We start from the raw sequence: 22,744 nt of genomic DNA, 5'->3' as shown, positions 1-22,744 counted from the left end.
TTAGCAAAAACTATGAATGAAACAGAAGAATACGTTCCGATTGCAGCATTAAACCAATATAGCTACTGTCCGCATCGTTGCTGGAGGATGTTTTGTGCAAGTGAATTCATTGATAACCAGTACACTATTGAAGGCACTAGTTTGCACGAACGGGTTCACACACTGGGGGAAGGGCAACGTGAAGAAACTTGGCAAGTTCGGGCAATCTGGCTGAAATCGGAAAGGTACAAACTTATCGGTAAAGCCGATTTAATCGAATCAGAAAACGGTGAATGGTATCCAGTGGAGTACAAACGCGGGCAAAAAGGTGAATGGGATAACGATGAGTTGCAAGTCTGCGCCCAAGCTTTGTGTTTGGAGGGGAGAGGGGGAGATGGGGAGAGGGTTTTCCGGTTTTTGCGATTATTGTTTAATAATAACTAATTAACCGGACTTACTATTACAGCCATATGTAGCAAATTTACCTAATTTTTATTAATTTTTACAATTTTCTTAAAAGTTGACAATATTGCGTAGCAAGTTGTGTTATCCTTAATTCACAGGATTTATATTCGGTTTTGCAGTTTGTTTCTCATGATATGTACAAGCGTATCTCCGAATCTAATCTCACTACGCCAATTGATTCAGGAGATGTTTTATGTCAATTTACGTTGGTAACCTATCCTACGAAGTTCAGGAGAACGATATTAGACACGTTTTTTCAGAGTATGGAACAGTTAAGAGAGTCCAATTGCCCGTAGATCGGGAAACAGGCCGTGTAAGAGGCTTTGCCTTTGTAGATATGGGAACAGACGCAGAAGAAACAGCAGCGATTGAATCCCTAGATGGGGCTGAGTGGATGGGTCGTAGTTTGAAGGTTAACAAGGCTAAGCCACGGGAAGACAGAGGTTCTTCCTACGGTGGTGGTGGTAGACGTGGAAACAATAGTGGTGGTGGTTACTCTAGACGCTACTAAACTGTAAGAAAAAGAATTAAATTCTAAAATTTCTCTTGGGCAGCCTAGAAGTCTGCCCTTTTTTGGCTCAATTCTGAGTCTTTAGGCTTGAAGCTGAGAAGTTGTAGTCAAGCGTCTTTGGAAGAGAAGAGACCCTATATTAGCTACTAAACAAGTAAGTGCTAGCAATAACAAGATATAGGTGGGTGCCATGACTACGCCAACAGCAAACCAGGTATATACATGCAGTACCATAGTGAAGGCGAAAAAGCTGGCAATTCCAGCAGTTTGATATATTTGATGAGATGGGCGATGAAGAGCAGTGAAGATCATCGTTAGAATTGTGGTCACTAAATTCGCCGGCACTAAAAATGCACAAATACTTACGCAGTTGGTACGGGAAAATTCAGCTAAGCTGTTTAAATCAAGCATCAATTTCCTGGGATAATGTTAGCCTGGATATTAGGATCTTTAACATATTTATAAAATAAGCGAGTAGAGACTAGCGCATAAGTTTAACAAAATAACGATTTAGTTAACATAAGTTAACAATAAGAACTTTACCCCCCTTCATCCACGCCACTGGCTACAAGTCACCGAAACCCGCGTTCTTCGCAGTGGTTCCCCCTTATCAAGGGGGAAGTCTGCAGATCCAATTCCCGAACCTTTATCAGGAGGGCTGGGGTGGGGTATTGTTTGTAAGTGATTACCCGGACATGATATAATCATACATAAACCCAAAACGGGTATGTTAAAAACTCTTGGTGCAGGTTAAATAGTCTGAATTCACCCACCCCCGCACTCCCTTGACTCCAGGATTTGAGCCCTGCTCTACTTCCACATACATCCAATTGTTCTGTTTCTGGATGGCACGAACGGTGTTTCCGTTATTTAAGCCTGCCTTTGATTTGCCTCTAGGGGAAAAGCGTACTGGAAGTTGTCCTGTATAGATGCCCGTGACATTACAGGAAATCACTCTCTTCAATTCAGCTACAGGGATAAGTTCGCTAGTGTAAATGCGGCGATCGCCTTTAAGAATATTCAAACGCATATTGTCCCCTTTACCCTCGCGCCAGAACACCGCGTAAGTGTATTCACCATTCTTCCACTGCTTTTTGTTGTATCTTCTATCACTCATAGATTGCGAACCATAAAGTGTGAAGCAGTAATTTTGACTGTCACATTCTTCATAGGAGTCATCGCTACCTAGAGTAATCATCAATTCTCCTGCTTTGTACTGAGAGGTCTTAAGTTGTTGAGCGACGGCTGGTTCGGCTAAAGGTACAGCAGCAAGAGCAAGAACGCTAATTGCAGTTAGTTTCAAATTCATGGTCAAAGTTTGGGATTGTATAAATTTATCATTCCCAAACTTTTATCAATGATATCTGGTAAAACTCTGTTTTTTGGAAGCCAAGTAGAGCAACTGGCGTCTGCGGGCTAAAGCCACACGGTTTCCGCGCTTAAGGGAGGCTTTTAGCTCTTCATTAACCCATTAAGATGACAGTATCGATAACGTGAATCACTCCATTATCGGCTTCAATATCAGCAGCCAATACTGTAGCATTTTTAACTTCAAATCCATCAGAACAATTAATGGGAATGACTGAACCCTCAACAGATGTCACAGTACCCAATTTTGCCAAATCAGCCTTCATCAGTTTTCCAGAAACAACATGGTATTTCAAAATTCGTGCTAGCTGAGGGGTATTCTGCACGAGGGTTTGTATGGTTCCTGGTGGTAATTTACTGAAAGCATCGTCATTTGGTGCAAAAACAGTGAAAGGACCAGGACTTTTTAACGTTTCTACTAACCCCGCAACTTGTACGGCGGTTACGAGAGTTTTGAAAGAATCCGCACTAACTGCAATATCAACAATATCAGGCATTTCTTTTTCCATTACCCCAACAGATAAAGATTTTAAACTAAGTGGATAGTGGTTATAAAATTATTGCAGCAAACATCCTTACTGAACTTCATGTCCGAGCTTACATACGCCATTCTAGGAACTGGCGCATTAGGGGGCTTTTACGGAGCCAAACTTCAAAAATCAGGTCAAAACGTCCACTTTTTGTTGAAAAGCGACTGCGAACATGTCAAAAAACATGGTTTAGTCATAGAATCTATAGATGGGAACTTCACCCTACCCCAAGTCAACGCGTATAATGATGTCGAAAAGATACCGCCTTGTGATGTCGTGATTGTTTCACTCAAGACAACGCAAAACCATTTACTACCAAAGTTGTTACCACCTGTTATAAAAGATAATGGCGTTGTGCTGGTGTTACAGAATGGGCTGGGTGTGGAAGAAGAAGTTGCCCAAATTGTTGGCAGCGATCGCGCTATGGGTGGACTGTGCTTTCTGTGTTCAAATAAAGTAGGACCGGGACATATCCATCACTTGGATTACGGGCAAATAACCCTAGGCGAGTATGCTTCTGGCTATCAACCAACTGGGATCACACAACGGATGCGGCAAATTGGTGAGGATTTTGAAACTGCTGGTATCCGGATTGAATTTGCTGAAGATTTGCTGCAAGCGCGTTGGAAAAAACTAGTATGGAATATCCCATACAATGGGCTTTCTGTTATTCTTAACGCCACAACAGCAGAATTAATGGCAAACCTTCACACCCGTAAGTTAGTAGAACAGTTGATGTATGAAGTGCTAGAGGGGGCTAGAAGTTGCGGGCGAGTTATTCTCGATAGCTTTGTTCAAACAATGCTTGACTATACGGTAAAGATGACACCTTATCGCACGAGTATGAAAATCGACTATGATGAATGCCGTCCACTGGAAGTCGAGGCAATTTTGGGCAATCCTTTACGCATGGCACAAGCTGCAGGCGTGAATTTACCGCAGATAGATTGTTTATACTACCAGCTTAAGTTTTTAGATGCCAGGAACATTGGGGGCTAAGCCCGGTTGTCTTTTTGGGTTTTTTACCTGAGAAAATTCCTCCATCAGTAGGGTTATACCAATTGTTCGCTGTACTACAGTTGCAATTGTTGTCAGATACACAACTGCATTGGAGGGTGAATGCCGCAATACTTTGGAAAGCTTCCCACAACTGACCAACCTTGGACTACTATTGGCACGGTGCAAACTGTACAAAACAGCGATCGCGAAATTCACCTTAAGTGCGGTGGCACCCGTGTTAATATTAGTATACTGGCATCCAACTTAATTCGCGTGAGAATGTCACCAAACGGTGAATTTATGCCTCGCCGTCCTTGGGCAGTGACACAGGACGATACAGAATGGGAAGTCACACCCTTCCAGGTACGGGAAACCGACACAACAGTAGAAATTGAAACAGAGCAAATACGTGTGAGCATACACCGGCAAAACTGCCACATCACCTGCTTTGATAAAGCGGGTCGTCCCTTTGCCCAAGATGCACAACAAAACATGGGCTGGCGTTTGGGTGCAGTCGCCGCGTGGAAACAGATAGAAGCCGACGAGCATTTCTACGGCTTTGGGGAACGTACAGGCTTACTTGACAAATTGAGCGAAGTCAAAACCAACTGGACGGTGGATGCCCTAGATTACAGTACCCAAACCGATGAAATGTACCAGGCAATCCCGTTTTTCATTGCCTTGCGTCCCGAAGTTGGCTATGGTATTTTCTTCAACACAACTTTTTGGAGCCAGTTCGACATCGGCGCAGAGCAACCGGGTGTCTGGAAAATGGAAACTCGTGGCGGCGAATTGGACTACTATATTATATATGGTCCGGAACCCGCAGAAATTCTTCGCACCTATACCCAGTTAACAGGTAGAATGCCACTCCCGCCAAAATGGTCGCTTGGCTATCACCAATGTCGTTGGAGTTACGAGTCAGAAACTGTAGTGCGCGAACTAGCCAGAGAATTTCGATCGCGTCAAATTCCCTGCGATGTCATCCACCTTGATATTGATTATATGCGGGGTTATCGCGTGTTTACCTGGAGCCCGAAACGTTTTCCCGACCCTGGCAAACTGATTGGTGACCTAGCAGATGCTGGCTTTAAAACAGTAACAATCGTAGACCCAGGAGTTAAATACGAACCAGAAGCCAATTATCATGTTTTTGACCAAGGCATAGAACATGACTATTTTGTACGTCAAGCTAATGGTCGATTATTCCACGGCTATGTCTGGCCTGAAAAATCCGTGTTTCCTGACTTTTTACGTTCTAACGTCCGTCAGTGGTGGGGAGACTTACACAAAAGCTTAACTGATGTGGGCGTAGCAGGAATATGGAATGATATGAATGAACCTGCCATAGACGATCGCCCCTTTGGCGATGGGGGAAATAAAATTTGGTTTCCTCTAGATGCACCCCAGGGTGGAGACGGGGAAGAAATGACGTCCTTGTCCCCAAATAAGGCGACTCATAGCGAATTGCATAACCTGTACGGTTTGTCAATGGCAAAAGCGAGTGCAGAGGGTTTGCAAAGGTTACGTCCCAACGAACGGTCTTTTGTGCTGACTCGCTCTGGTTTTGCAGGGGTGCAAAGATGGTCATCGGTGTGGATGGGCGATAATCAATCGCTGTGGGATCACTTGGAAATGTCCCTACCAATGCTGTGCAATATGGGGCTTTCTGGCGTAGCCTTTGTAGGTTGTGATATTGGTGGGTTTGCTGGTAATGCGACATCAGAATTGTTTGCTCGGTGGATGCAGGTAGGGATGCTCTACCCTCTGATGCGCGGTCACTCCGCTATGAGTACAGCACGTCATGAACCGTGGGTGTTTGGAGAGCGTACAGAGAAAATCTGTAAGGAATACATAAATCTGCGTTACCAGTTACTCCCATATTTTTATACCCTCTTTTGGGAAGCCGCAACCACAGGTGCTCCCATTTTAAGACCCTTGCTTTACCATTACCCCAACGATCCCAAAACTTACACAATCCACGACCAAGTTTTCCTTGGTCCAAACCTCATGGCTGCACCCATTTACCGTCCTGGAATCGAGCATCGAGCTGTTTATTTACCGGAAGGAACTTGGTATGACTGGTGGACGGGAGAAAGCCACTCGGGTCCGGTTCACGTCCTTGCTCATGCACCACTCGAAAGAATGCCCCTTTATGTTCGTGCTGGAACAATTATACCCATGCAACCTGTGATGCAATACGTAGACGAACATCCCCTAAATCAATTGCGGTTGCGTATTTGGCATGGAGCTGGTGAATTTACTCTTTACGAAGACGACGGACATACATTTGAGTTTCAGAAGGGGGCTTTTGCAACAACGACTTACCGTGTACTTGCGAATGCAGAATACACAATCGTAGAAGTTGGAGAGCGACAGGGAGAATGGGTACCACCATCCCGTGAAGTTGTTGTCGAACTTGTTGGTGTGGGTGAGCAGCAATTTCAAGATGATGGTCAATCACGAACTTTGAAGTTTTAATTTACCCCCTTAGTCTCCCCTTATAAAACAATACGGTTCAGATAACACCAAAATCCCCATCGGCAACACAATGTAGAGACGCACAACCTAGAGACGCACAACCTAGAGACGCACAACCTAGAGACGCACAACCTAGAGACGCACAACCTAGAGACGCGCCATGGCGCGTCTCTACATAAGGTCTGTAGTGCAAATGAGAGGGTAACCCCCTATTCGCCACCTGTATCTTTATAAGAGGAGGGCTAGGGAGGGGTTAACAATACAATTCAGTTAAGGTTAATGTGTAAAAAATTACGTTGGTAAAGACGCGCCGTAGCGCGTCTCTACATTTTGTATGGGGGTGCGCCAGTGGATATAGGGCAGTTTCGCTGCTGTTGCTCGAACTTTGTCACTATTAGCCACTAACTGACCGCAAGCATCCCAAGTACCGGAAAGAAACATATTTCTGGTACTTTCACTCATTGAAATAGAAGCAGAATAGTCACCGCACTGAACCTGCAAAGTTTCCAAATTCAACCATAGAGGTGCTTGAGAATTGGCAGCAAGCAAATCTTGCAGTTGTTTGGCGATCGCAGTATCAACGGTGACACAGGGAATTCCTATGGCAACGCAGTTACCAAAAAAGATTTCACTAAAGCTTTCACCTACGACTGCTTGAATACCCCATTTGGAAAGCGCTTGTGGTGCGTGTTCCCGTGATGAACCACAGCCAAAGTTGCGGTTAACCACCAAGCCCACCACAACTTAGATTTGGTGGGCAGTGCCCACCCTACAAATACTTAGATTTTTTCAATAATCAAACTGGATTCCTATATATGCGCGATCGCTTCTTAATCAAAATAGTAACCTTTACAAAGGAACCTGCTAATTAATTATTTTTAGGTATTAGCAAAAACTCTTCTAAATTATTTTTAGGTATGTTTCTATTACCTAGAAGAATGTCTTTTGTAGAAAAAGCAAGGTACAGCAGTAAGGGAACGCTTATGCAGAACCCTGTACTTTATTTTGAACCAGTTGACAGCGTTGTGCTTCTCTCCAAGCATGGGGGGTAGTGCTATGGTAATTGCGAAACTGACAGTAGAAATGATTGAGATTTTGATAGCCCACTTGTAAAGCAATCTGATTAACAGAGTTGTTAGTTGACAATAGTAACTTGCACGCTTGGGCTATTCGACGCTCAATAATCCAATCATTGACGGGTTTTCCAGTAAGACGTCGTACTAAATCTGTTAAGTAAGCTGAGGAATAACCAACTGCTTGAGCTACTTCTTTTAAACTAATAGGTTGATGATAATTCAATTCAATAAACTCGAAAACCTCACGCAGTCGAGGAATAGAAGGAAATATGGACGTTCCTAGAGTATTTGATTTTTTAGTTTTTTCAGCGATTGGCTGTTTCTGCTGTACTAGCTGAACGCGAACAAGACCATTCTCTATCCCAAGTACCTCAAATCCTCCGATTTCCAAGCATTTCATTAAAGCATTGTGGGTTTGGGTTTCAGCATCAATAACTAAAATGTTGGTCATTTGATATCCTAATATTTAATAAAGTTATTGCTTAGTTGTTAAACATCAGGTGCGTGCTTGTTTGAACCTGATATATTCATCAAACTCCACCGCTTACTGACTTATCGCCTGAGGATGACTGAGTTGTTTCTGAGTTGTGACTGACGTTTAGTGTGTTACTGCTAGAATCGATAATGGCGTCATAAAATGAACTATGCCAAGGTCGCTCAGGGTTTGTCAGGAGTACGTTGGGAAAGTAAAACTAGCTGTCAAGCGTAATGGCTTTCCCAGCCAAAGAGCTTTGGCTGAGGACATAGGGCTGGCTTTAGCTACAGTCAGTAACTTTCTTACAGGTAAACCAGTTGACCATCTCACGTTTGAAGAACTTTGTCGGAAATTGGCACTAGACTGGCGAGAAGTTGCCGATTTAGATTTTGAAGTTCCATCCCAGACCGCAGACAAAGATAACAATACTGGCTTCGGAACCGCTAAAACCTGTCAAGACTGGGGAGAGGCGATTGATGTCTCAGTTTTCTACGGGCGTACTGAAGAAATCGCCACGTTACAGCAATGGATTGTTAACGACTGTTGCCGACTGGTGACTTTAGTGGGCATGGGTGGAATTGGTAAAACTGCTTTGTCTGTGAAATTAGCGCAACTTCTGCAAACCGAATTTGAGTACTTAATTTGGCGAAGTCTGCGGAATGCACCACCAATTCACGAGCTGGTGAGCGAACTCATTCGCTTTTTGTCCGCTCAACAAGCAACAAGTTTACCAGAGAACTTGGACAGTAAAATCTCCTGTTTAATAGAATATCTTCGTGCAAAGCGTTGTTTGTTGGTCTTAGACAATTTAGAATCAATTTTATCAAGTGACGAACGTGCAGGAGGATATCGGCAAGGATACGAAGGATATGGACAGCTCGTAAGATGCTTGGGAGAAACTAACCATCAGAGTTGTTTAGTGTTGACGAGCCGGGAAAAGCCCAGAGGAATTAGTATTAAAGAAGGGGCTAACTCTCCAATTCGTTCGCTGAGATTGCCTGGTTTAACAAAGGTACAAGGTGAAAAAATTTTTACAGAAAAAGGCTTTTCTGTATCAGAAGACGAATGTCAATCGCTGGTGAAGTTTTATGCAGGTAATCCTTTAGCGTTGAAAATTGTCGCAACTACTATTCATGAGTTATTTGACGGCAATGTTGCTGAGTTTCTACAACAAGGTACCATTGTTTTTGGAGATATTTCGGATTTGCTTGACCAACAGTTCTACCGTTTGTCAGCTTTAGAACGACAGGTCATGTACTGGCTGACAATTAATCGAGAATGGCTATCGTTGGCAGAATTACAAAAGGATATTATTCCTGCTGTTTCACTCAAAAATTTATTAGAAACTCTAGAATCTCTACAGTTACGCTCGCTGATTGAGAAGAATTCTGGGAATTTTACTCAACAACCAGTGGTGATGGAGTATGTTAGCGATCGCTTTATCGAAAACATTTGCCAAGAAATTCAAACGGTTGAAATAGCACTATTTGATAGCTGTGCATTAATCAAAGCTCAAGCCAAAAATTACGCAATCAATGCACAAATTCAACTGCTGCTCAAACCCCTTGCAGATAAATTACTCAACCTCTTTGGCACTCAAGAAAATGTGCAAAACTGTTTGAATCAACTTTTATCAAAGCTGAAGTCGTTGACTCCTCGAAAACCAGGATATGCAGGCGGTAATATTCTCAATTTACTCTGGCAGCTTCAGATTGACCTGAGTGGCTATGATTTTTCTAACTTAACAGTTTGGCAAGCCTATCTACAAGGCATGACTTTGCATCGAGTTAATTTTACCAACGCCGATTTGAGCAAGGCAGCTTTGAGGAGAACCTTAGGAGGTGTTCTATCAGCAACTTTCAGCCCAGACGGGAAACTACTGGTAACCAATCTTGATAATGAGATTTGGTTGTGGGAAGTGGCAAACATGAACCAAATTATAACTTGCAATGGTCATACTGCTTGGGTGCGATCGCTTGCTTTTAGTCCAAACGGGCAAATTTTAGCCAGTGGTAGCAACGATCGAACGGTAAGGTTGTGGAATGTTCACACCGGGCAATGCTTAAAAACTCTGCAAGGTCATACAAGTTGGGTGCAATCCCTGGCTTTTAGTCCAGATGGGCAAATTTTAGCCAGTGGTAGCAATGACCAAACAATAAAGTTGTGGAATGTCCGCACCGGGCAATGCTTGCAAACTTTATTAGGGCATAGCGATCGCGTCATTTTTACGACTTTCAGTTCCAATGGACAAACTTTGGTCACTGGCGGCGACGACAAAACTGTGAGACTTTGGGATGTGAACGTAGGAAAATGCCTGCGAGTCCTACCAATCCACATCAATTGGGTACTCTCTATTGCTCTCAGCCCAGATGGGCAAACACTAGCAACAGGAAGTGATGGCACAACAGTAAAGTTTTGGGATTTAGCCAGCGGTGAGTTCATAAAAACATTACCAGACTACAACGCCTAAAAAAACAACGGACAAACAGGTAACAAGTAATACCCATGACGAGACTAAACCCTTAGAAGAAGACAACTCTGAATCTCAGGAAACAGTCACGCCTCCTGAAACAGAAAAAGTAGAATCTGATGAAACTGACAACTCGTCTCCTCGTTCTATAAGAGGAACGTCTTCTCGTTCTCCAGGGAAAGATAGAGATTTTTAGTCTGATTTCCCAGTACCGATACCACTACAAAGATGGCGAGCCTCCTGGCTTTCAGGAACGGCTTCGCTAATACCCTCATTCACCTTGGAGTTGTTTTCAAGATAGTCATGCAAGCGCCTGCACCCCATTATCATCAGTTTATTTAAGTCTCCAAGCTGCCACAACGTCATTGTTCCATCCTCAGCAATGACTGCCAACATATTTCCCTTGGGACTGAAACTGACACTTTGAAGACTAGATGTATTTACTTTCAATTCTCCCATTTTATCTCCTTCCATATACCAAATGCTAACAGTTCCATCGCTTTTAGCAACTGCTGCTAAAGTCCCGTCATTATTAAAATGAATGCTCTTGAAATCACGCAAATATTTATAGAATGAAGTAGCAATTTGTTGGCTGGTTTTTATATCCCACATACGGATACTCTTATCTCTTGAATTCTTATTTTCTTCAACCACAGCCACAAATAGCTTCACTTGATTGCCATCTTGTCGCCAAACCACAGTGCTGAGGGGAATGTTTTCACGCCACGTAAATGGTGTTTCCTTTGTATTGTTGGACAAATTAAAGGTGCGAACAATCCGATTTTTTTCCATCAGCGCTAATTTCTGGCTATCGGGGCTAAAGCGCAGATGAGTAACACCTTCGTATTGTCCTGGTAATTCACCCGCCCGTTGACCCGAAGATGCATCCAAAAAGAGGATTTTACCGTTATCCACAACCGCCAATTGCAAGTCATTCGGGCTCCAGCTTAACTTGCCTTTCGGGTCGTATTCACCTGAAAATTCTTTCAGTGGCTTACCTGACACGTCTACAATGCGAATTTTCCCATCGGTTCCCAGGGTTGCTACTTGTGTGCCGTTTGAGTTAAAGCTAGCACTTGTCACTTTGATAGGAAGTTGTTGGGATAAGCTTAACTGTGGAGGCGGCACGTTCCATAATTTAACTTTACCGTCATTACTTCCAGTCGCTAGCAATTCGCCATCAGACCGAAAATTGATACTGGTAATTTGGCTTTGATGCCCTTGAAATTCTTGCCCTTCCTGTTCGCCAACCCAATTTCTTAACCTGACAGTCCCATCATCAAACCCTGTTGTTGCTAAGAGTTTGCCATCAAGGCTAAAACTGACAAGAACATCGTTCCCTAAAGGATATAGTTTTTTCTCTTGCCAGTTCCACAACCAACTCGAAACACCGTTTTGTTCAGATGTATAAGTAATGGCTATTCGCTTGCCATCAGCACTCACTATTGCCTTTTTAATTGTAGTGGGAGCAGTATATTTTCCTAACTCTCGTCCCGTTGAATCCCACAAGCAGACAATACGATTGCCTCGACCAATTGTGAGTCGTAGAAATTGATTATTTAAGTCAAAACCAACAGCCACAACTTGAGTTTGGGGTTTGTTAAATTCCTGCAACTTGTTACCAAAGCTGTCCCAGATACGGGCAATTCCCGAAGCTGTCAGACTCGCAAAGCGACTGCCATCTGGACTCCAGACAACATTTGTTACCTCAGCTTCGTGTGCTTTCAATTCCCTCGGTGATGGTTCCTTTCTCCAATCCCACAAGAGAATTATCCCATCCTTACGAGCGATCGCTACTCGACTGCCATCTCGACTAAAAGCAACTTTTGTCACTGAGTTGGGCAATCCTTTTACTTCAGCTGGCTGTCCTTTGTGTCTTTCCAAAATCCGGACAGTACCGTTATTTTCTAATGTTACAAGCAATAACTGACCTTTCTTCCAAAATACACTTGCAATCTTACCTTTATTGACAACCAAATGACTGTCTTCACGTACTGTGTAAAATGCTTTTCGCAGAGTCCGGGTAACTTGAATTTGCTGCTGTTCGGTTGGTTTGGCTACTTGCAATAACCAATGATCGAGTAATTTACCTGCTTGTAAACTACTAACTAACGCATCTAGAACTGGCTGATTTGATTGCATGTATGTTTCTGAAGATTGTCGAGCGGCAACCATTTCTTCTTCAAGTGCTTGCCTTTGACCAATCAGAGCTAGAAGCGTGAGCCCACTTAACCCTAACATGACACCAAAGGTAATGCGCCAACGCAAAGCTGAATTCCTGCGTTTTTGTAAAACACTTTGCTGGACAAACTCAGCTTCGACCTGATTAAACCAGTTGTCACTGGACTTGAGTTGCTCATTCAATACATCAAGATAGGGATTGCTATTCCACAAAAACTTTACCGGGTTCTCTCTGGCTCGCTCTTGCTGATGGTGCGATTGTCGCCACGAGCGAACTAACGGGGCAATGTTAAACAAGTTTTTGACGCCGTAGACTGTGCGATCCAACCAATCAATCTTAGTTTGAGAACTAGATGCTTGTTGTCTGCTTTTAACAATTTTCCACTCCATTGCAGACGGAGTCAAACGCCGTTGCAGGATTAAACTCTCCTCATGCTCAAGCTTCCACGCCAGCAGTCTTTGCCATCCCCGCACTAAAGCATCATGGGCTGGTTCTACATAAGGATTCCCTTGAGCATCTTCTCCTTTGACCACTAGGCGGGCATTTGTAAAGCGCTCAATGACTTCTTTCACTAAATAGTTTTTCTGTTGCGGATATTCCAGTTCCGATAGGGGGACTCGCCTGCGGGCTAATTCACCTCCACCCAGAGCAACCATCCGCAGCATCACAGGTTGGATAATCGGGGCATAAGCTGGGTTCTCTTTTACAAGCACCTCATATTCTTCATCAGCCCTTTGAGTCAGTGATTGAATTACTCCTCCCAAATCTTCATAATCTTCTTGAGTGAGCGATCGCTCAATCGTCATACCTCTATTTTGTGCATCTCGTTGTCGCTTTAAATACTTGAGATAAAGTTCGCTCAAGGCAAAAGACAGCAGAGGCAATGCTCCCGGCATATCCGCCACTTCATCAATCAATTGTTCTACTAATTCGTGGGGCTGAAAATACATCACCCGTGTTTCTGCTGGTTTCTCAATGGCTTGGCGCAGTTCGGCTCGTGTCATTGCCGATACAATAAATCGTCCGCTTTGCCAAGGATTTTTCAGTACAGTGTTTCCAACTTTCAGAACTGTAGGAACAAACTGTAAGCCTGCATCTTTAAGTTGGCGTTCAAAGTCAGAACGTAGAGAAAGTACCACCCGCAATCTATGGTTATGGGTATTAATTGCCTTGAGTATCTCTTGCAGAAACTCTTTACGCTCATCCTCGTTTTGACAGAGGGTAACAATTTCTCATAGTTTTCGTAATTAAATTCAGGTCCCCAGCTATTGTCGGGGTCGCGGGGAGAATGGTGATACCAATAATCGTGGTCGATTTGCGTGAGGGGAGAGGATGCTTCTGAATGGTTGTAAATACCATCCATGATGACACGAATGCCTCTAGCATGGCACTCATCAATCAAATTTTTTAACCCCTCTGTAGTGCCATAGCTAGACTCTGTAGCAAAGAAATAACGCGGGTTATAGCCCCAACTATAACTACCAGGGTATTCTTTGATGGGCATTAATTCAATAGCATTAATTCCCAGTTCGCACAGGTAATCTAACTTTTCAATAACGTGCTTGTACTTTCCCCTTGCATAAGGGTCATGTTCACCACCAGAAAAGTCAGCAATGTGCAATTCATAAATCACTAATTCATGGTCTGCTGGCAAAGGTTTATCGTCGTGTTGCCAAACATAAGTATCAACAATACGTTCTCCATCTTTAATTCGCAGAATGCCATTATCATAGCCGCCCCATTCATCAATGTTAGTTGCATAGGGATCGGTTACATCTACCCATTGGTCGGGCTCAAAAAACCAAGATTTTGATTGAACGCGAAACTTATATTTATATACGCCATCCTCTAATTCAACAGTTGTGCGGAAATAACCGTCATCACCCTTTTGCATTGGAATTGGCTCCCAATTAGAAAAAGAACCAATGAGAGCAGCACCTTGATTGTAAGGTGCAAATAAGTTAAATTCAATTGGCTTAGCCATATTAAGTTAGTCGAATTAAAATCCAGTTTACAGGTAAAATAAACACGACCAATATCATCACAGATGACTAAAGAATTAATGACCTAACAGTAATTAATACTTAGCTATCGGTAATCTAAAAGTTATGTTTATTTGGTTACAAACACCATTGATATTGTCTGATTATCAAATGAGTTTGCCAATCGTCCCTAAGAATTAATTAAATAAGTTTTACGCCTATCCAAGGATTGATTTAGATATACAATTAAGATAAAACATTTTTATATAAATATCGCTCGAAAAGTGCAGATGGATAAAAGTTAGCAGTTAGTAGACAGTAGGAACACAACTAACCACTAACCACTATCTATTTGGACTGCTGCTGCATATAACTTAATAACCAGTTTGCAGCCGTTGCCCTGCGAGTCTGCCGAGGTCCAAATTCCCCGATTTTATAACCTTTAAAGCCAAGTTTTTCTTTCAAGAGTTGTTTGTTCTCTGGAGGAATGGAACGAGTCAGCTTGACTGTTGGAGGACGGTTTTCGATAAAATTGGGTGGTTCTGGATACTCATCCCGCCATTCAGGAGCAACTAACGTGTTGTTCCACTGTCCTGTTGAAGAGTCATAGCGGTATCCCAAACAGTGCCATACTAACTGGTTAACTGTGGCATCATCAATTTCCTCATTGAGGATTGCCCAAATGGTTTCTGTTGTAAGTGAAGGCAGGTTAAGCATAGGCATAGCAATTTAATCGGTGCTGTATCCCTAACATTAACTTGGAATTAAGAGTCAGATATTGGATAATAAACAGAGTATGCTGGAAATAGTCAAAACTTAACCAGTTAATGCAGAATACCACACCACAGTCAAAACAAATCCGCGTCCATGTATTCATTTCTGGGAGAGTTCAAGGAGTGGGCTATCGCTACACCACTGTAGAAACTGCCAGCCAACTGGGATTAACAGGTTGGGTGCGGAATCTTTCTGATGGTCGAGTAGAAGCAGTATTTGAAGGTAGCCAGGAAATTATAAACCAGATGATTCGCTGGTGCCATGAAGGTCCACCTGCAGCTATGGTCAAAGATGTGGATGTAAAATACGAGGAACCGGAAGGGCTGCGAGGATTTGAAGTTCGGCGCTAATAGAATGCCAAGCGGTAGTTCATTCGTTTATCTCTTTCAAAGTAGCCAGTGCTGAAGGCGACAGCCGACTCAGATATCGAAATATCCAGTACTTAAATATAGTGTCTAAAATCACGGGAAAGGTGGCAATGAATAGAGAGATAAAGCTTTGATTTGCTGGAAGACCTAAATGTTCTGCCAAGCTATCTAAAATAACTTCCCATCCATGAGGTGAGTGGAAACCTACAAATGTATCTGTGAATAAAATAATCAAAAAAGCTTTAGCACTGTCACTTAAGCCATAAATGATATCATCCATGAAAGCTTTGACAACTACAATTTCCCTTTTGCTTGTGACAATGACTAAAGCAAAAGATATAAGTGATAATAAATCAGCAAAAATATTGCTAATGGCATTATTACTTTTCTCCTGAAATTCTTTAGCGATTTCGTTAGCCCTATGTTTTACTTTTTCCTCAATAACCTCTGGAGCAATCTCTGGTGCTTGGAAAATAAATTTTTCAAATTGAAGTCTTTTTTCATAAGACCTTAATTCTCTGAAAGCTTCTTCTTCCATTTCATGATTGAGGAAAATTGTATTTGGAGATTCACTTCTCATTTTTTCAACAATAATATTTATCAACGGTTGAGAAAAATGCTGAGTTAACATTGGGACAATGACTAACATCAGTAAAAATTTGACCGCGATTCTTGTCCTATTTTGAGAATTTCGGAAATTGCTGACAAAATTTTCTTCTGCCTGTGGAGAAAAATCTGCTTGAATTCTATTAAATGTCCTGCCGATCGACCTGGGAAATAAGCCTGTTTTATTAAAGGCAGATTCAACATTTGTATCATTTTTACGGGGTATATCTAATTCCTGGCTTACTTTCTTAGGATTAACTGGTAATGCTTGGGAACTAGATGTCATATCCTCAAAAATGATTTTTTCCTGCTTGTTATCTTTCTGCCTATACTTATCTATTACTTCATCTATAAACTGTAGTTTTTCTAAATGTTCTGCTTGAAATCTGTTTAGGAAGGAATTGCTTAACTGAAATTCTATTAATCTTAATTTAATAAGAATCAAGGTTTTTTCTAGTTGTACTTGCCAATAAGACATGACACTTTCAGAGTAATTTCCTGATTCTGGGGAAATTTTGTTTCCTGAAAAATGTTCTGTCTCAATATTTTTTATGACTTGAGCGGCTTGGTAGGCTTCTAAAAGAGATCTTTCTGGTGTATCTGAAAACCATTGGTTGCTAAACTTTAAGTATATTTTGATTTTTTCTTGGAGAAAAAGCGTCTTTTTCTTTAAAAGAGAAGCTTTCATAATAAATATCTCTTGATTGGGTATTTAACTGTCGTTTGCCAGTGAATCTACAATTTAGAGTAGCTCACCAGTCATCCATCACGATCGCCGTTCCAAGTCATTTCCGTTCCAGCGATCGCCTATAGACATCATTTTACACATATGGGGCATTTTGCTAAATGTGTAGTAAAATAGCAAACCACTGAGTTTAAAAAGACCAATGTTATGACCTGGTTTTCCTTCTCCACAAGACAGTGGAGTCGAATAGCTAAATTTGTTTCGTTGTTTTGTGTATGTTTACTTCTAGTTGTGAGTTGCGCTAGGGGTTCTGTGACAACCAATTCATCAGGGTCCGGAAATACTGCTAGCCGAGAAGGGCGCATTACTGTTGGTACGACTCAAAAACCCCGTACCCTCGATCCATCTGATGCTTACGAATTGTCATCAATTGGATTGATATATAACATGAGCGATCGCCTCTACTACTACGAACCAGGAACGACCCAAATCAAACCCCAGCTTGCGACTGCCTTACCTAAAGTCAGCCAAGATGGATTGACATATACGATTCCCCTGCGTCAGGGCGTCTTATTTCATGATGGCACGCAGTTTGACGCAAAGGCAATGGCGTTTACTATAGAACGCTTTATCAAAAATGGGGGTAAACCATCATTTTTACTAGCGGATGTAGTAGACACAGTACAAGCCACAGGAGATTATGAGTTAACTATAAAGCTGAAACAACCATTTGCAGCCTTTCCATCGCTGCTTGCATTTCCGGGAGTATGCCCGCTTTCACCAAAATCTTACGAAATAGGTAACGGCAAATTTCAGCCGAATATATTTGTTGGTACTGGGCCTTATAAACTAGCACAATATGGTACAGATTCCATACGATTTGATGTATTTGATAAATATTGGGGAGAAAAGCCACTCAACCAAGGCATTAATTTACAAATTCTCACCAGTCCGGCTAACTTGTTTAATTCCTTCCGTACTGGTGCGGTAGATGTTGCCTACCTGTCATTAGAACCAGACCAAATTCGCAGTTTGGAAGACAGTGCTAAAAAAGGAGACTGGCAAGCAATTACCGCCCAAGGTAGTGTCGTCAGCTATCTGGTGTTAAATCGGAATCAAAAACCTTTGGATAAACCAGAAGTCAGACAGGCGATCGCATTAGTCATTGACCGTCCGGTCATCAACGAGCGAGTTTTGTTTAACCAAGCCGAACCGCTTTACAGCATGGTGCCCACAACATTTGACGTTTCTCAACCGTTATTCAAAGAAAAATACGGTGATGGCAACATAGAAAAAGCCAAACAATTGCTAACAGCAGCTGGCTTCAATGCACAAAATCCGTTACAAGTACAAATTTGGTATCCTTCCAGTTCTCCCACTCGCAGTTTAACAGCAGAGATTCTTAAAGGTTATGCTGACGAAAAGATGGAGGGATTGCTGCAGTTCCAGATTAACACTGTAGAATCAGCTACCTTCTTTAAATCTATCTCCAAAGGGCTGTATCCTGCAGCATTGCTTGACTGGTATCCAGACTTTTTAGACGCAGATAACTACATTCAGCCTTTTTTACAATGCCCCAAAGGATCGGATGCAGCTGGATGCGAACAAGGAGGGAGCCAAACCCAAGGGTCTTTTTACTACAGTGAAAAAATGAACAAGTTGATTGAATTGCAACGCAAAGAACAAAATCCGGAAGCCCGTAAAAAAGTTCTTGCAGACATACAGGCACAGGTAGTCACTGATGTCCCTTACGTTCCCTTATGGCAAACCAAGGATTACGCATTTGCCCGCAAAGGAGTCAACGGCGTACAACTTGACCCCACCCAAAATTTAGTTTACAAAACAATTACAAAATAGTCCATAGTCCTTCGTTCTTTGTCCCGATCTGTTGAAAATGACAAAGGACAAAGGACAAAGGACTTTTGACAAATGACTAACTATGTCTAGATCTAAAGCATTACAGTATTACATTATTGCCCGTCTGCTCCTAGCACCGCTGATGCTGTGGGCAGTAACAACAGTCGTGTTTCTCTTACTGAGAGCAACACCAGGAGACGTAGTAGACGCAATTCTTGGTGGACGTGCGCCGGAAAATGCTAAAGAAACATTGCGAAAAGAATTAGGTTTAGACCTGCCCATATGGTTACAGTACTTAAACTACATGGGACAATTGCTGCGCTTGGATTTGGGAACTTCCCTGACAAGTCGCGGACAATCTGTCTGGGAAGTCATTGGACAATATTTCCCTGCAACTGTGGAATTAGCAGTTTGTAGTATAGTAGTTGCCCTGATAGTCGGAATTGGAATTGGTATTCTTTCCGCTTCTCGTCCCGGCACAGCCTTAGATGCTGGGGGCCGATTGTTCGGTATTATTACTTACTCGCTACCCATGTTTTGGGCTGGGATGGTTCTGCAATTGATTTTTGCAGTACAGTTAGGGTGGTTTCCATTTGGAACTCGTTTCCCCGCCAACTTGCCAACTCCAACACCTATTACTGGTCTGTATACTATTGATAGTCTATTAACCGCAAACTTAGAGCAATTCTTTGCTGCTTTACATTATCTTGCCCTTCCCAGTATTACTTTAGGAGTTTTGCTAAGTGGTATTTTCGAGCGGATTGTGCGAGTCAATTTAAAGCAGACCTTGCAAGCAGATTACGTAGAAGCAGCCAGGGCAAGAGGGATACCTGAAAGAAAAATTTTAGTTTCCCATGCCTTAAGAAATGCTCTCATTCCAGTCATTACAGTTTTGGGATTGACCTTTGCATCTCTATTAGGTGGCGCTATTCTGACTGAGGTAACATTTTCTTGGCCTGGATTGGCAGGTAAATTATATGAAGCAATCTCCTTAAGGGATTATCCCACCGTGCAGGGAGTTCTCGTGTTTTTTGCTGCAATTGTCGTGTTTGCCAGCATTGCGATCGATATCTTGAATGCCTATGTAGATCCAAGAATTAGGTACTAGATATTTTTTTGTGGAACAATTTTGCTAGAACGGTGTCATTCGGTGATAAGATGCTCTACCTATAGCGATCGCGATTCTATGATGGTTTAGAAACGCCTTCATCGGACGGAGTGATGTGTGAGAAGTGAGGGCACGGCACAAGAATGCCGTGCCTAACTTATTTACAGCGCTATTTTGATAATTTAGCATAAAAATCTATCTTACGATAGAGTTATTTTTATTTTTTTTATTTATTACAGTTCAAATCTATTAGTTTTTTGTGTAATCTGCGGCATATTCCTGAAAAAACCGGTGATACTACGGGGGTAAACAAACAGAATTTTTCGTTGGTTTTGTTGATTCCATGGAAGCAGGTGGGGTGAAGGTGACTGATGTACCCGTAGCCATCGGAGGTTCAGACGCAAGTCTCGGTCTTTTAGGACAAGACTTTTTTGGCGACTATGAGATTAGGATTAATCCCAACAGCAATGTTATAGAATTTCGCTGATAGAAAAATATCTAATACCAATTTGAAAAAAGGGTTAAGTAACCAGCCGAAGATGGGGAACAGAATACCGGCTGCGATGGGGATTCCGGCTACGTTATAGATGAAAGCAAAGAATAGATTTTGACGGATATTGCGAATCGTAGCGCGGCTGAGTTGAATTGCAGTCACGATTAAGAGTAGATCTCCAGAAATCAGCGTAATGTCACTGGCTGCAATTGCCACATCTGTCCCAGTACCAATCGCTATTCCCACATCAGCTTGAGCTAGAGCAGGTGCATCATTGATGCCATCACCCACCATAGCGACAGTTTTACCTTCTTTTTGCAGTGCTTGTACTGCAGCAGCTTTTTGGTCGGGAAGGACTTCAGCCAAAACCCGTTTAATACCAACCTCACGAGCAATCGATTCTGCTGTACGGCGATTGTCCCCCGTCAGCATAACAACTTCTAAGCCAAGTTTTTGCAGTGCTTTCACAGCTTGGGTGGAAGTGGGCTTAATAGCATCTGAAATACCCATCAATCCTTGCATTTGTCCGTCAACCGCAATCCAAACTGCAGTTTTGCCCAAATATTCCAATCGTTCTTTATCCTGTTCCAAACCTTGCGTGTGAATCCCCAATTCTTCCATCCAGCGTTGTGTACCGATTTGTATGAGATGGTTAGATACTATACCCCGTACACCACTACCTGCGATCGCCTCAAAATCTTTCACCGACGCTAAATTGACTTCTTGAGATTTGGCATATCTGACAACCGCTTCTGCAAGAGGATGTTCGGAATTGTTTTCCACGGTTGCAGCAAGTTGCAACAGCTTCATTTCATTACCATTAGCTGTGCCATTGACGGTGATAAAATCTGTAACAGTTGGTTGACCTTGGGTAATAGTTCCAGTTTTGTCCAGAACTATGGTTTGAATTTTGTGTGCGAGTTCCAAACTTTCTGCACTCTTAATCAAAATGCCGTTTTCTGCACCTTTACCAGTTCCAACCATGACAGATGTGGGAGTTGCCAAACCCAAGGCACAGGGACAGGCAATAATGAGTACTCCAACCGTTGTTATGAGCGCGAGGGTTAGGTTACCCATAATATTAAACCAAATGATGAACGCCAGCAGTGCAATGGCAATGACCACGGGTACAAACCATCCAGTCACTTGGTCTGCAAGTCTTTGAATTGGGGCTTTGGAACCTTGCGCCTGCTGCACTAACTGGACAATCTGCGCCAGTACAGTATCTTTCCCAACTCGCGTTGCCCGGAACTTGAAACTTCCGGTTTTATTAATAGTAGCTCCAATCACTTCATCGCCCGGTTGTTTTTTGACGGGTATGCTTTCGCCGGTGACCATCGCTTGATCGATAGTGGATGTGCCTTCAATGACCTCACCATCCACGGGTATTTTCTCACCTGGGCGAACTAATATGACATCCCCAATTTGCACTTCCTCAAGTGGTACATCGACTTCGCGCCCGTTGCGAATTAAACGTGCTGTCTTGGCTTGCAAACCAATCAACTTCCGAATAGCTTCTCCTGTTTGGCTTTTGGCGCGATTTTCTAATAGTTTTCCCAGTAAAATTAGCGTCACAATGACTGCGGCGGCTTCATAATAGACATCGGGTTTCAAACCTTGTGCCGTAAACCAACCAGGAAAGAAGGTGGGAAAGAGGGAGTATATATATGCAGTGGTTGTGCCTAAAGCAACCAGTGTGTCCATTGTGGCGGCGTGGCGCTTAAACGCTTTCCAAGCATTTATATAAAACGATGCACCGCACCAAAACAGTATCGGAGACGTCAAAATCAACTGCAACCAGGGGTTGTGCAGCACGGTGGGAATAAATGGCATCTCCAGCCCTGTCATCATTGGTATTGACCCGATCGCAAGCACTGCACTGAAAATTCCCGATACAATCACTTTACGGGTCAAGACTTGGATTTCTTGCGATCGCGCACGTTTTTCTACATCATCTTCTCCCGCCATGATATTCTGTGGCTGGAGGGGATAAGCAGAGAAACCTGCCTCAACGACTGCATTTTGGATAACTTCTAAATTTGTTTCTTTGGGGTCGTATTCTACTGTAGCCTGTTCTGCCCCAAAATTTACGATGCATTCATTCACTCCGGCAACAGTACTAATAGCTTTTTCCACGCTTCTGGCACATGAGGCACAACTCATGCCCCGCAGTTTAAGTGTCGCATTCTCCATAAGACGCCTCCTGACTCTAACTAGCAGCGATCGCAACTAATTTCATCATGAATGCTCCAGTGCGCTGGAGAGTCAAGAGGTCATATGAAAAAATACGATTTTATTTAGAGGTGAGGATTGGAAAGTAGAATTTTACCCGAAG

Annotated in this window: 16 protein-coding genes and 3 pseudogenes; 8 read left to right on the top strand and 11 right to left on the bottom strand. The window is 42.6% G+C overall.

Annotated elements, in window-relative coordinates:
• Window positions 1-12: 12 nt before the first annotated feature.
• Window positions 13-372: pseudogene (cas4, locus tag ACYRY3_RS08680) on the top strand (CRISPR-associated protein Cas4); the annotation flags it as partial.
• A gap of 265 nt (window positions 373-637) precedes the next feature.
• A complete protein-coding gene (locus tag ACYRY3_RS08675; RefSeq protein ID WP_460201290.1) occupies window positions 638-955 on the top strand; it encodes an RNA recognition motif domain-containing protein in 318 nt (105 codons plus the stop codon).
• Between the two features lie 81 nt (window positions 956-1,036).
• Here ACYRY3_RS08675 and ACYRY3_RS08670 read toward each other — a convergent pair whose 3' ends face one another.
• The 3 genes from ACYRY3_RS08670 to ACYRY3_RS08660 all read right to left on the bottom strand — a co-directional run bounded on the left by ACYRY3_RS08670 (window position 1,037) and on the right by ACYRY3_RS08660 (window position 2,820).
• Complete coding sequence (locus tag ACYRY3_RS08670; protein ID WP_460201289.1) at window positions 1,037-1,366, bottom strand: hypothetical protein; 330 nt, start codon at window positions 1,364-1,366, stop codon at window positions 1,037-1,039.
• 319 nt (window positions 1,367-1,685) lie between these two features.
• Window positions 1,686-2,264, bottom strand: a complete 579-nt coding sequence (locus ACYRY3_RS08665; RefSeq protein ID WP_460201288.1) for a hypothetical protein — start codon at window positions 2,262-2,264, stop codon at window positions 1,686-1,688.
• A gap of 154 nt (window positions 2,265-2,418) precedes the next feature.
• On the bottom strand, window positions 2,419-2,820 hold the full coding sequence (locus tag ACYRY3_RS08660; RefSeq protein WP_460201287.1) for a fasciclin domain-containing protein: 402 nt from the start codon (window positions 2,818-2,820) through the stop codon (window positions 2,419-2,421).
• A 90-nt stretch (window positions 2,821-2,910) separates the two neighbouring features.
• Here ACYRY3_RS08660 and ACYRY3_RS08655 point away from each other — a divergent pair, with 90 nt between their 5' ends.
• A complete protein-coding gene (locus ACYRY3_RS08655; protein WP_460201286.1) occupies window positions 2,911-3,852 on the top strand; it encodes a putative 2-dehydropantoate 2-reductase in 942 nt (313 codons plus the stop codon).
• A gap of 120 nt (window positions 3,853-3,972) precedes the next feature.
• Window positions 3,973-6,333 carry a glycoside hydrolase family 31 protein gene (locus ACYRY3_RS08650; RefSeq protein WP_460201285.1) on the top strand — a complete coding sequence of 787 codons (2,361 nt, stop codon included), beginning with the start codon at window positions 3,973-3,975 and terminating at the stop codon, window positions 6,331-6,333.
• A 291-nt stretch (window positions 6,334-6,624) separates the two neighbouring features.
• Here the strand turns inward: ACYRY3_RS08650 and ACYRY3_RS08645 are convergent.
• Both ACYRY3_RS08645 and ACYRY3_RS08640 read right to left on the bottom strand, forming a co-directional pair.
• A pseudogene (locus ACYRY3_RS08645) lies at window positions 6,625-7,065 on the bottom strand (3-isopropylmalate dehydratase small subunit); the annotation flags it as partial.
• A gap of 249 nt (window positions 7,066-7,314) precedes the next feature.
• Window positions 7,315-7,860: a helix-turn-helix domain-containing protein gene (locus ACYRY3_RS08640; RefSeq protein ID WP_460201284.1), complete on the bottom strand. Its 546-nt coding sequence runs from the start codon at window positions 7,858-7,860 to the stop codon at window positions 7,315-7,317.
• Between the two features lie 193 nt (window positions 7,861-8,053).
• Here ACYRY3_RS08640 and ACYRY3_RS08635 point away from each other — a divergent pair, with 193 nt between their 5' ends.
• On the top strand, window positions 8,054-10,354 hold the full coding sequence (locus ACYRY3_RS08635) for a WD40 repeat domain-containing protein (RefSeq protein WP_460201283.1): 2,301 nt from the start codon (window positions 8,054-8,056) through the stop codon (window positions 10,352-10,354).
• 192 nt (window positions 10,355-10,546) lie between these two features.
• Here the strand turns inward: ACYRY3_RS08635 and ACYRY3_RS08630 are convergent, their stop codons facing one another.
• The 3 genes and pseudogenes from ACYRY3_RS08630 to ACYRY3_RS08620 all read right to left on the bottom strand — a co-directional run bounded on the left by ACYRY3_RS08630 (window position 10,547) and on the right by ACYRY3_RS08620 (window position 15,235).
• Window positions 10,547-13,714, bottom strand: a complete 3,168-nt coding sequence (locus ACYRY3_RS08630; protein ID WP_460201300.1) for a WD40 repeat domain-containing protein — start codon at window positions 13,712-13,714, stop codon at window positions 10,547-10,549.
• Window positions 13,715-13,740: 26 nt separating this feature from the next.
• Window positions 13,741-14,520, bottom strand: a pseudogene (locus tag ACYRY3_RS08625) (alpha-amylase family glycosyl hydrolase); the annotation flags it as partial.
• 346 nt (window positions 14,521-14,866) lie between these two features.
• Window positions 14,867-15,235, bottom strand: coding sequence for a DUF1823 family protein (locus ACYRY3_RS08620; RefSeq protein ID WP_460201299.1), 369 nt, complete (start codon window positions 15,233-15,235; stop codon window positions 14,867-14,869).
• A gap of 110 nt (window positions 15,236-15,345) precedes the next feature.
• Between ACYRY3_RS08620 and ACYRY3_RS08615 the strand changes: the two genes are divergently transcribed.
• Entirely contained in the window at window positions 15,346-15,642 is a 297-nt protein-coding gene (locus tag ACYRY3_RS08615) for an acylphosphatase (protein WP_460201282.1), read from the top strand.
• Window positions 15,643-15,661: 19 nt separating this feature from the next.
• Here ACYRY3_RS08615 and ACYRY3_RS08610 read toward each other — a convergent pair whose 3' ends face one another.
• On the bottom strand, window positions 15,662-16,954 hold the full coding sequence (locus tag ACYRY3_RS08610) for a proton extrusion protein PcxA (RefSeq protein WP_460201281.1): 1,293 nt from the start codon (window positions 16,952-16,954) through the stop codon (window positions 15,662-15,664).
• Window positions 16,955-17,158: 204 nt separating this feature from the next.
• On the opposite strand from ACYRY3_RS08610, the gene ACYRY3_RS08605 reads away from it, so the two are divergent.
• Both ACYRY3_RS08605 and ACYRY3_RS08600 read left to right on the top strand, forming a co-directional pair.
• Window positions 17,159-18,808 carry an ABC transporter substrate-binding protein gene (locus tag ACYRY3_RS08605; RefSeq protein WP_460201280.1) on the top strand — a complete coding sequence of 550 codons (1,650 nt, stop codon included), beginning with the start codon at window positions 17,159-17,161 and terminating at the stop codon, window positions 18,806-18,808.
• A gap of 82 nt (window positions 18,809-18,890) precedes the next feature.
• Window positions 18,891-19,916 (top strand): ABC transporter permease, encoded by a 1,026-nt coding sequence (locus ACYRY3_RS08600; RefSeq protein WP_460201279.1) that lies wholly within the window; start codon window positions 18,891-18,893, stop codon window positions 19,914-19,916.
• A 24-nt stretch (window positions 19,917-19,940) separates the two neighbouring features.
• Here the strand turns inward: ACYRY3_RS08600 and ACYRY3_RS08595 are convergent, their stop codons facing one another.
• Window positions 19,941-20,105 carry a hypothetical protein gene (locus ACYRY3_RS08595; protein ID WP_460201278.1) on the bottom strand — a complete coding sequence of 55 codons (165 nt, stop codon included), beginning with the start codon at window positions 20,103-20,105 and terminating at the stop codon, window positions 19,941-19,943.
• Between the two features lie 226 nt (window positions 20,106-20,331).
• Window positions 20,332-22,602 (bottom strand): heavy metal translocating P-type ATPase, encoded by a 2,271-nt coding sequence (locus ACYRY3_RS08590; RefSeq protein ID WP_460201277.1) that lies wholly within the window; start codon window positions 22,600-22,602, stop codon window positions 20,332-20,334.
• Window positions 22,603-22,744: the final 142 nt, after the last annotated feature.

The organism is Scytonema sp. NUACC21 (assembly GCF_054684315.1).
The sequence above is the reverse complement of the archived record's forward strand: the minus strand, read 5'-3'. Positions and strand labels throughout refer to the sequence as shown.

Excerpts from the sequence above, each read along its gene's own strand:
- ACYRY3_RS08590 (WP_460201277.1), bottom strand. The coding sequence starts at position 22,602 with ATGGAGAATGCGACACTTAAACTGCGGGGCATGAGTTGTGCCTCATGT.
- ACYRY3_RS08655 (WP_460201286.1), top strand. The coding sequence starts at position 2,911 with ATGTCCGAGCTTACATACGCCATTCTAGGAACTGGCGCATTAGGGGGC.
- ACYRY3_RS08675 (WP_460201290.1), top strand. The coding sequence starts at position 638 with ATGTCAATTTACGTTGGTAACCTATCCTACGAAGTTCAGGAGAACGAT.
- ACYRY3_RS08660 (WP_460201287.1), bottom strand. The coding sequence starts at position 2,820 with ATGCCTGATATTGTTGATATTGCAGTTAGTGCGGATTCTTTCAAAACT.
- ACYRY3_RS08635 (WP_460201283.1), top strand. The coding sequence starts at position 8,054 with ATGCCAAGGTCGCTCAGGGTTTGTCAGGAGTACGTTGGGAAAGTAAAA.
- ACYRY3_RS08620 (WP_460201299.1), bottom strand. The coding sequence starts at position 15,235 with ATGCTTAACCTGCCTTCACTTACAACAGAAACCATTTGGGCAATCCTC.
- ACYRY3_RS08670 (WP_460201289.1), bottom strand. The coding sequence starts at position 1,366 with ATGCTTGATTTAAACAGCTTAGCTGAATTTTCCCGTACCAACTGCGTA.
- ACYRY3_RS08615 (WP_460201282.1), top strand. The coding sequence starts at position 15,346 with ATGCAGAATACCACACCACAGTCAAAACAAATCCGCGTCCATGTATTC.
- ACYRY3_RS08595 (WP_460201278.1), bottom strand. The coding sequence starts at position 20,105 with ATGCTAAATTATCAAAATAGCGCTGTAAATAAGTTAGGCACGGCATTC.
- ACYRY3_RS08650 (WP_460201285.1), top strand. The coding sequence starts at position 3,973 with ATGCCGCAATACTTTGGAAAGCTTCCCACAACTGACCAACCTTGGACT.
- ACYRY3_RS08640 (WP_460201284.1), bottom strand. The coding sequence starts at position 7,860 with ATGACCAACATTTTAGTTATTGATGCTGAAACCCAAACCCACAATGCT.
- ACYRY3_RS08610 (WP_460201281.1), bottom strand. The coding sequence starts at position 16,954 with ATGAAAGCTTCTCTTTTAAAGAAAAAGACGCTTTTTCTCCAAGAAAAA.
- ACYRY3_RS08605 (WP_460201280.1), top strand. The coding sequence starts at position 17,159 with ATGACCTGGTTTTCCTTCTCCACAAGACAGTGGAGTCGAATAGCTAAA.
- ACYRY3_RS08600 (WP_460201279.1), top strand. The coding sequence starts at position 18,891 with ATGTCTAGATCTAAAGCATTACAGTATTACATTATTGCCCGTCTGCTC.
- ACYRY3_RS08665 (WP_460201288.1), bottom strand. The coding sequence starts at position 2,264 with ATGAATTTGAAACTAACTGCAATTAGCGTTCTTGCTCTTGCTGCTGTA.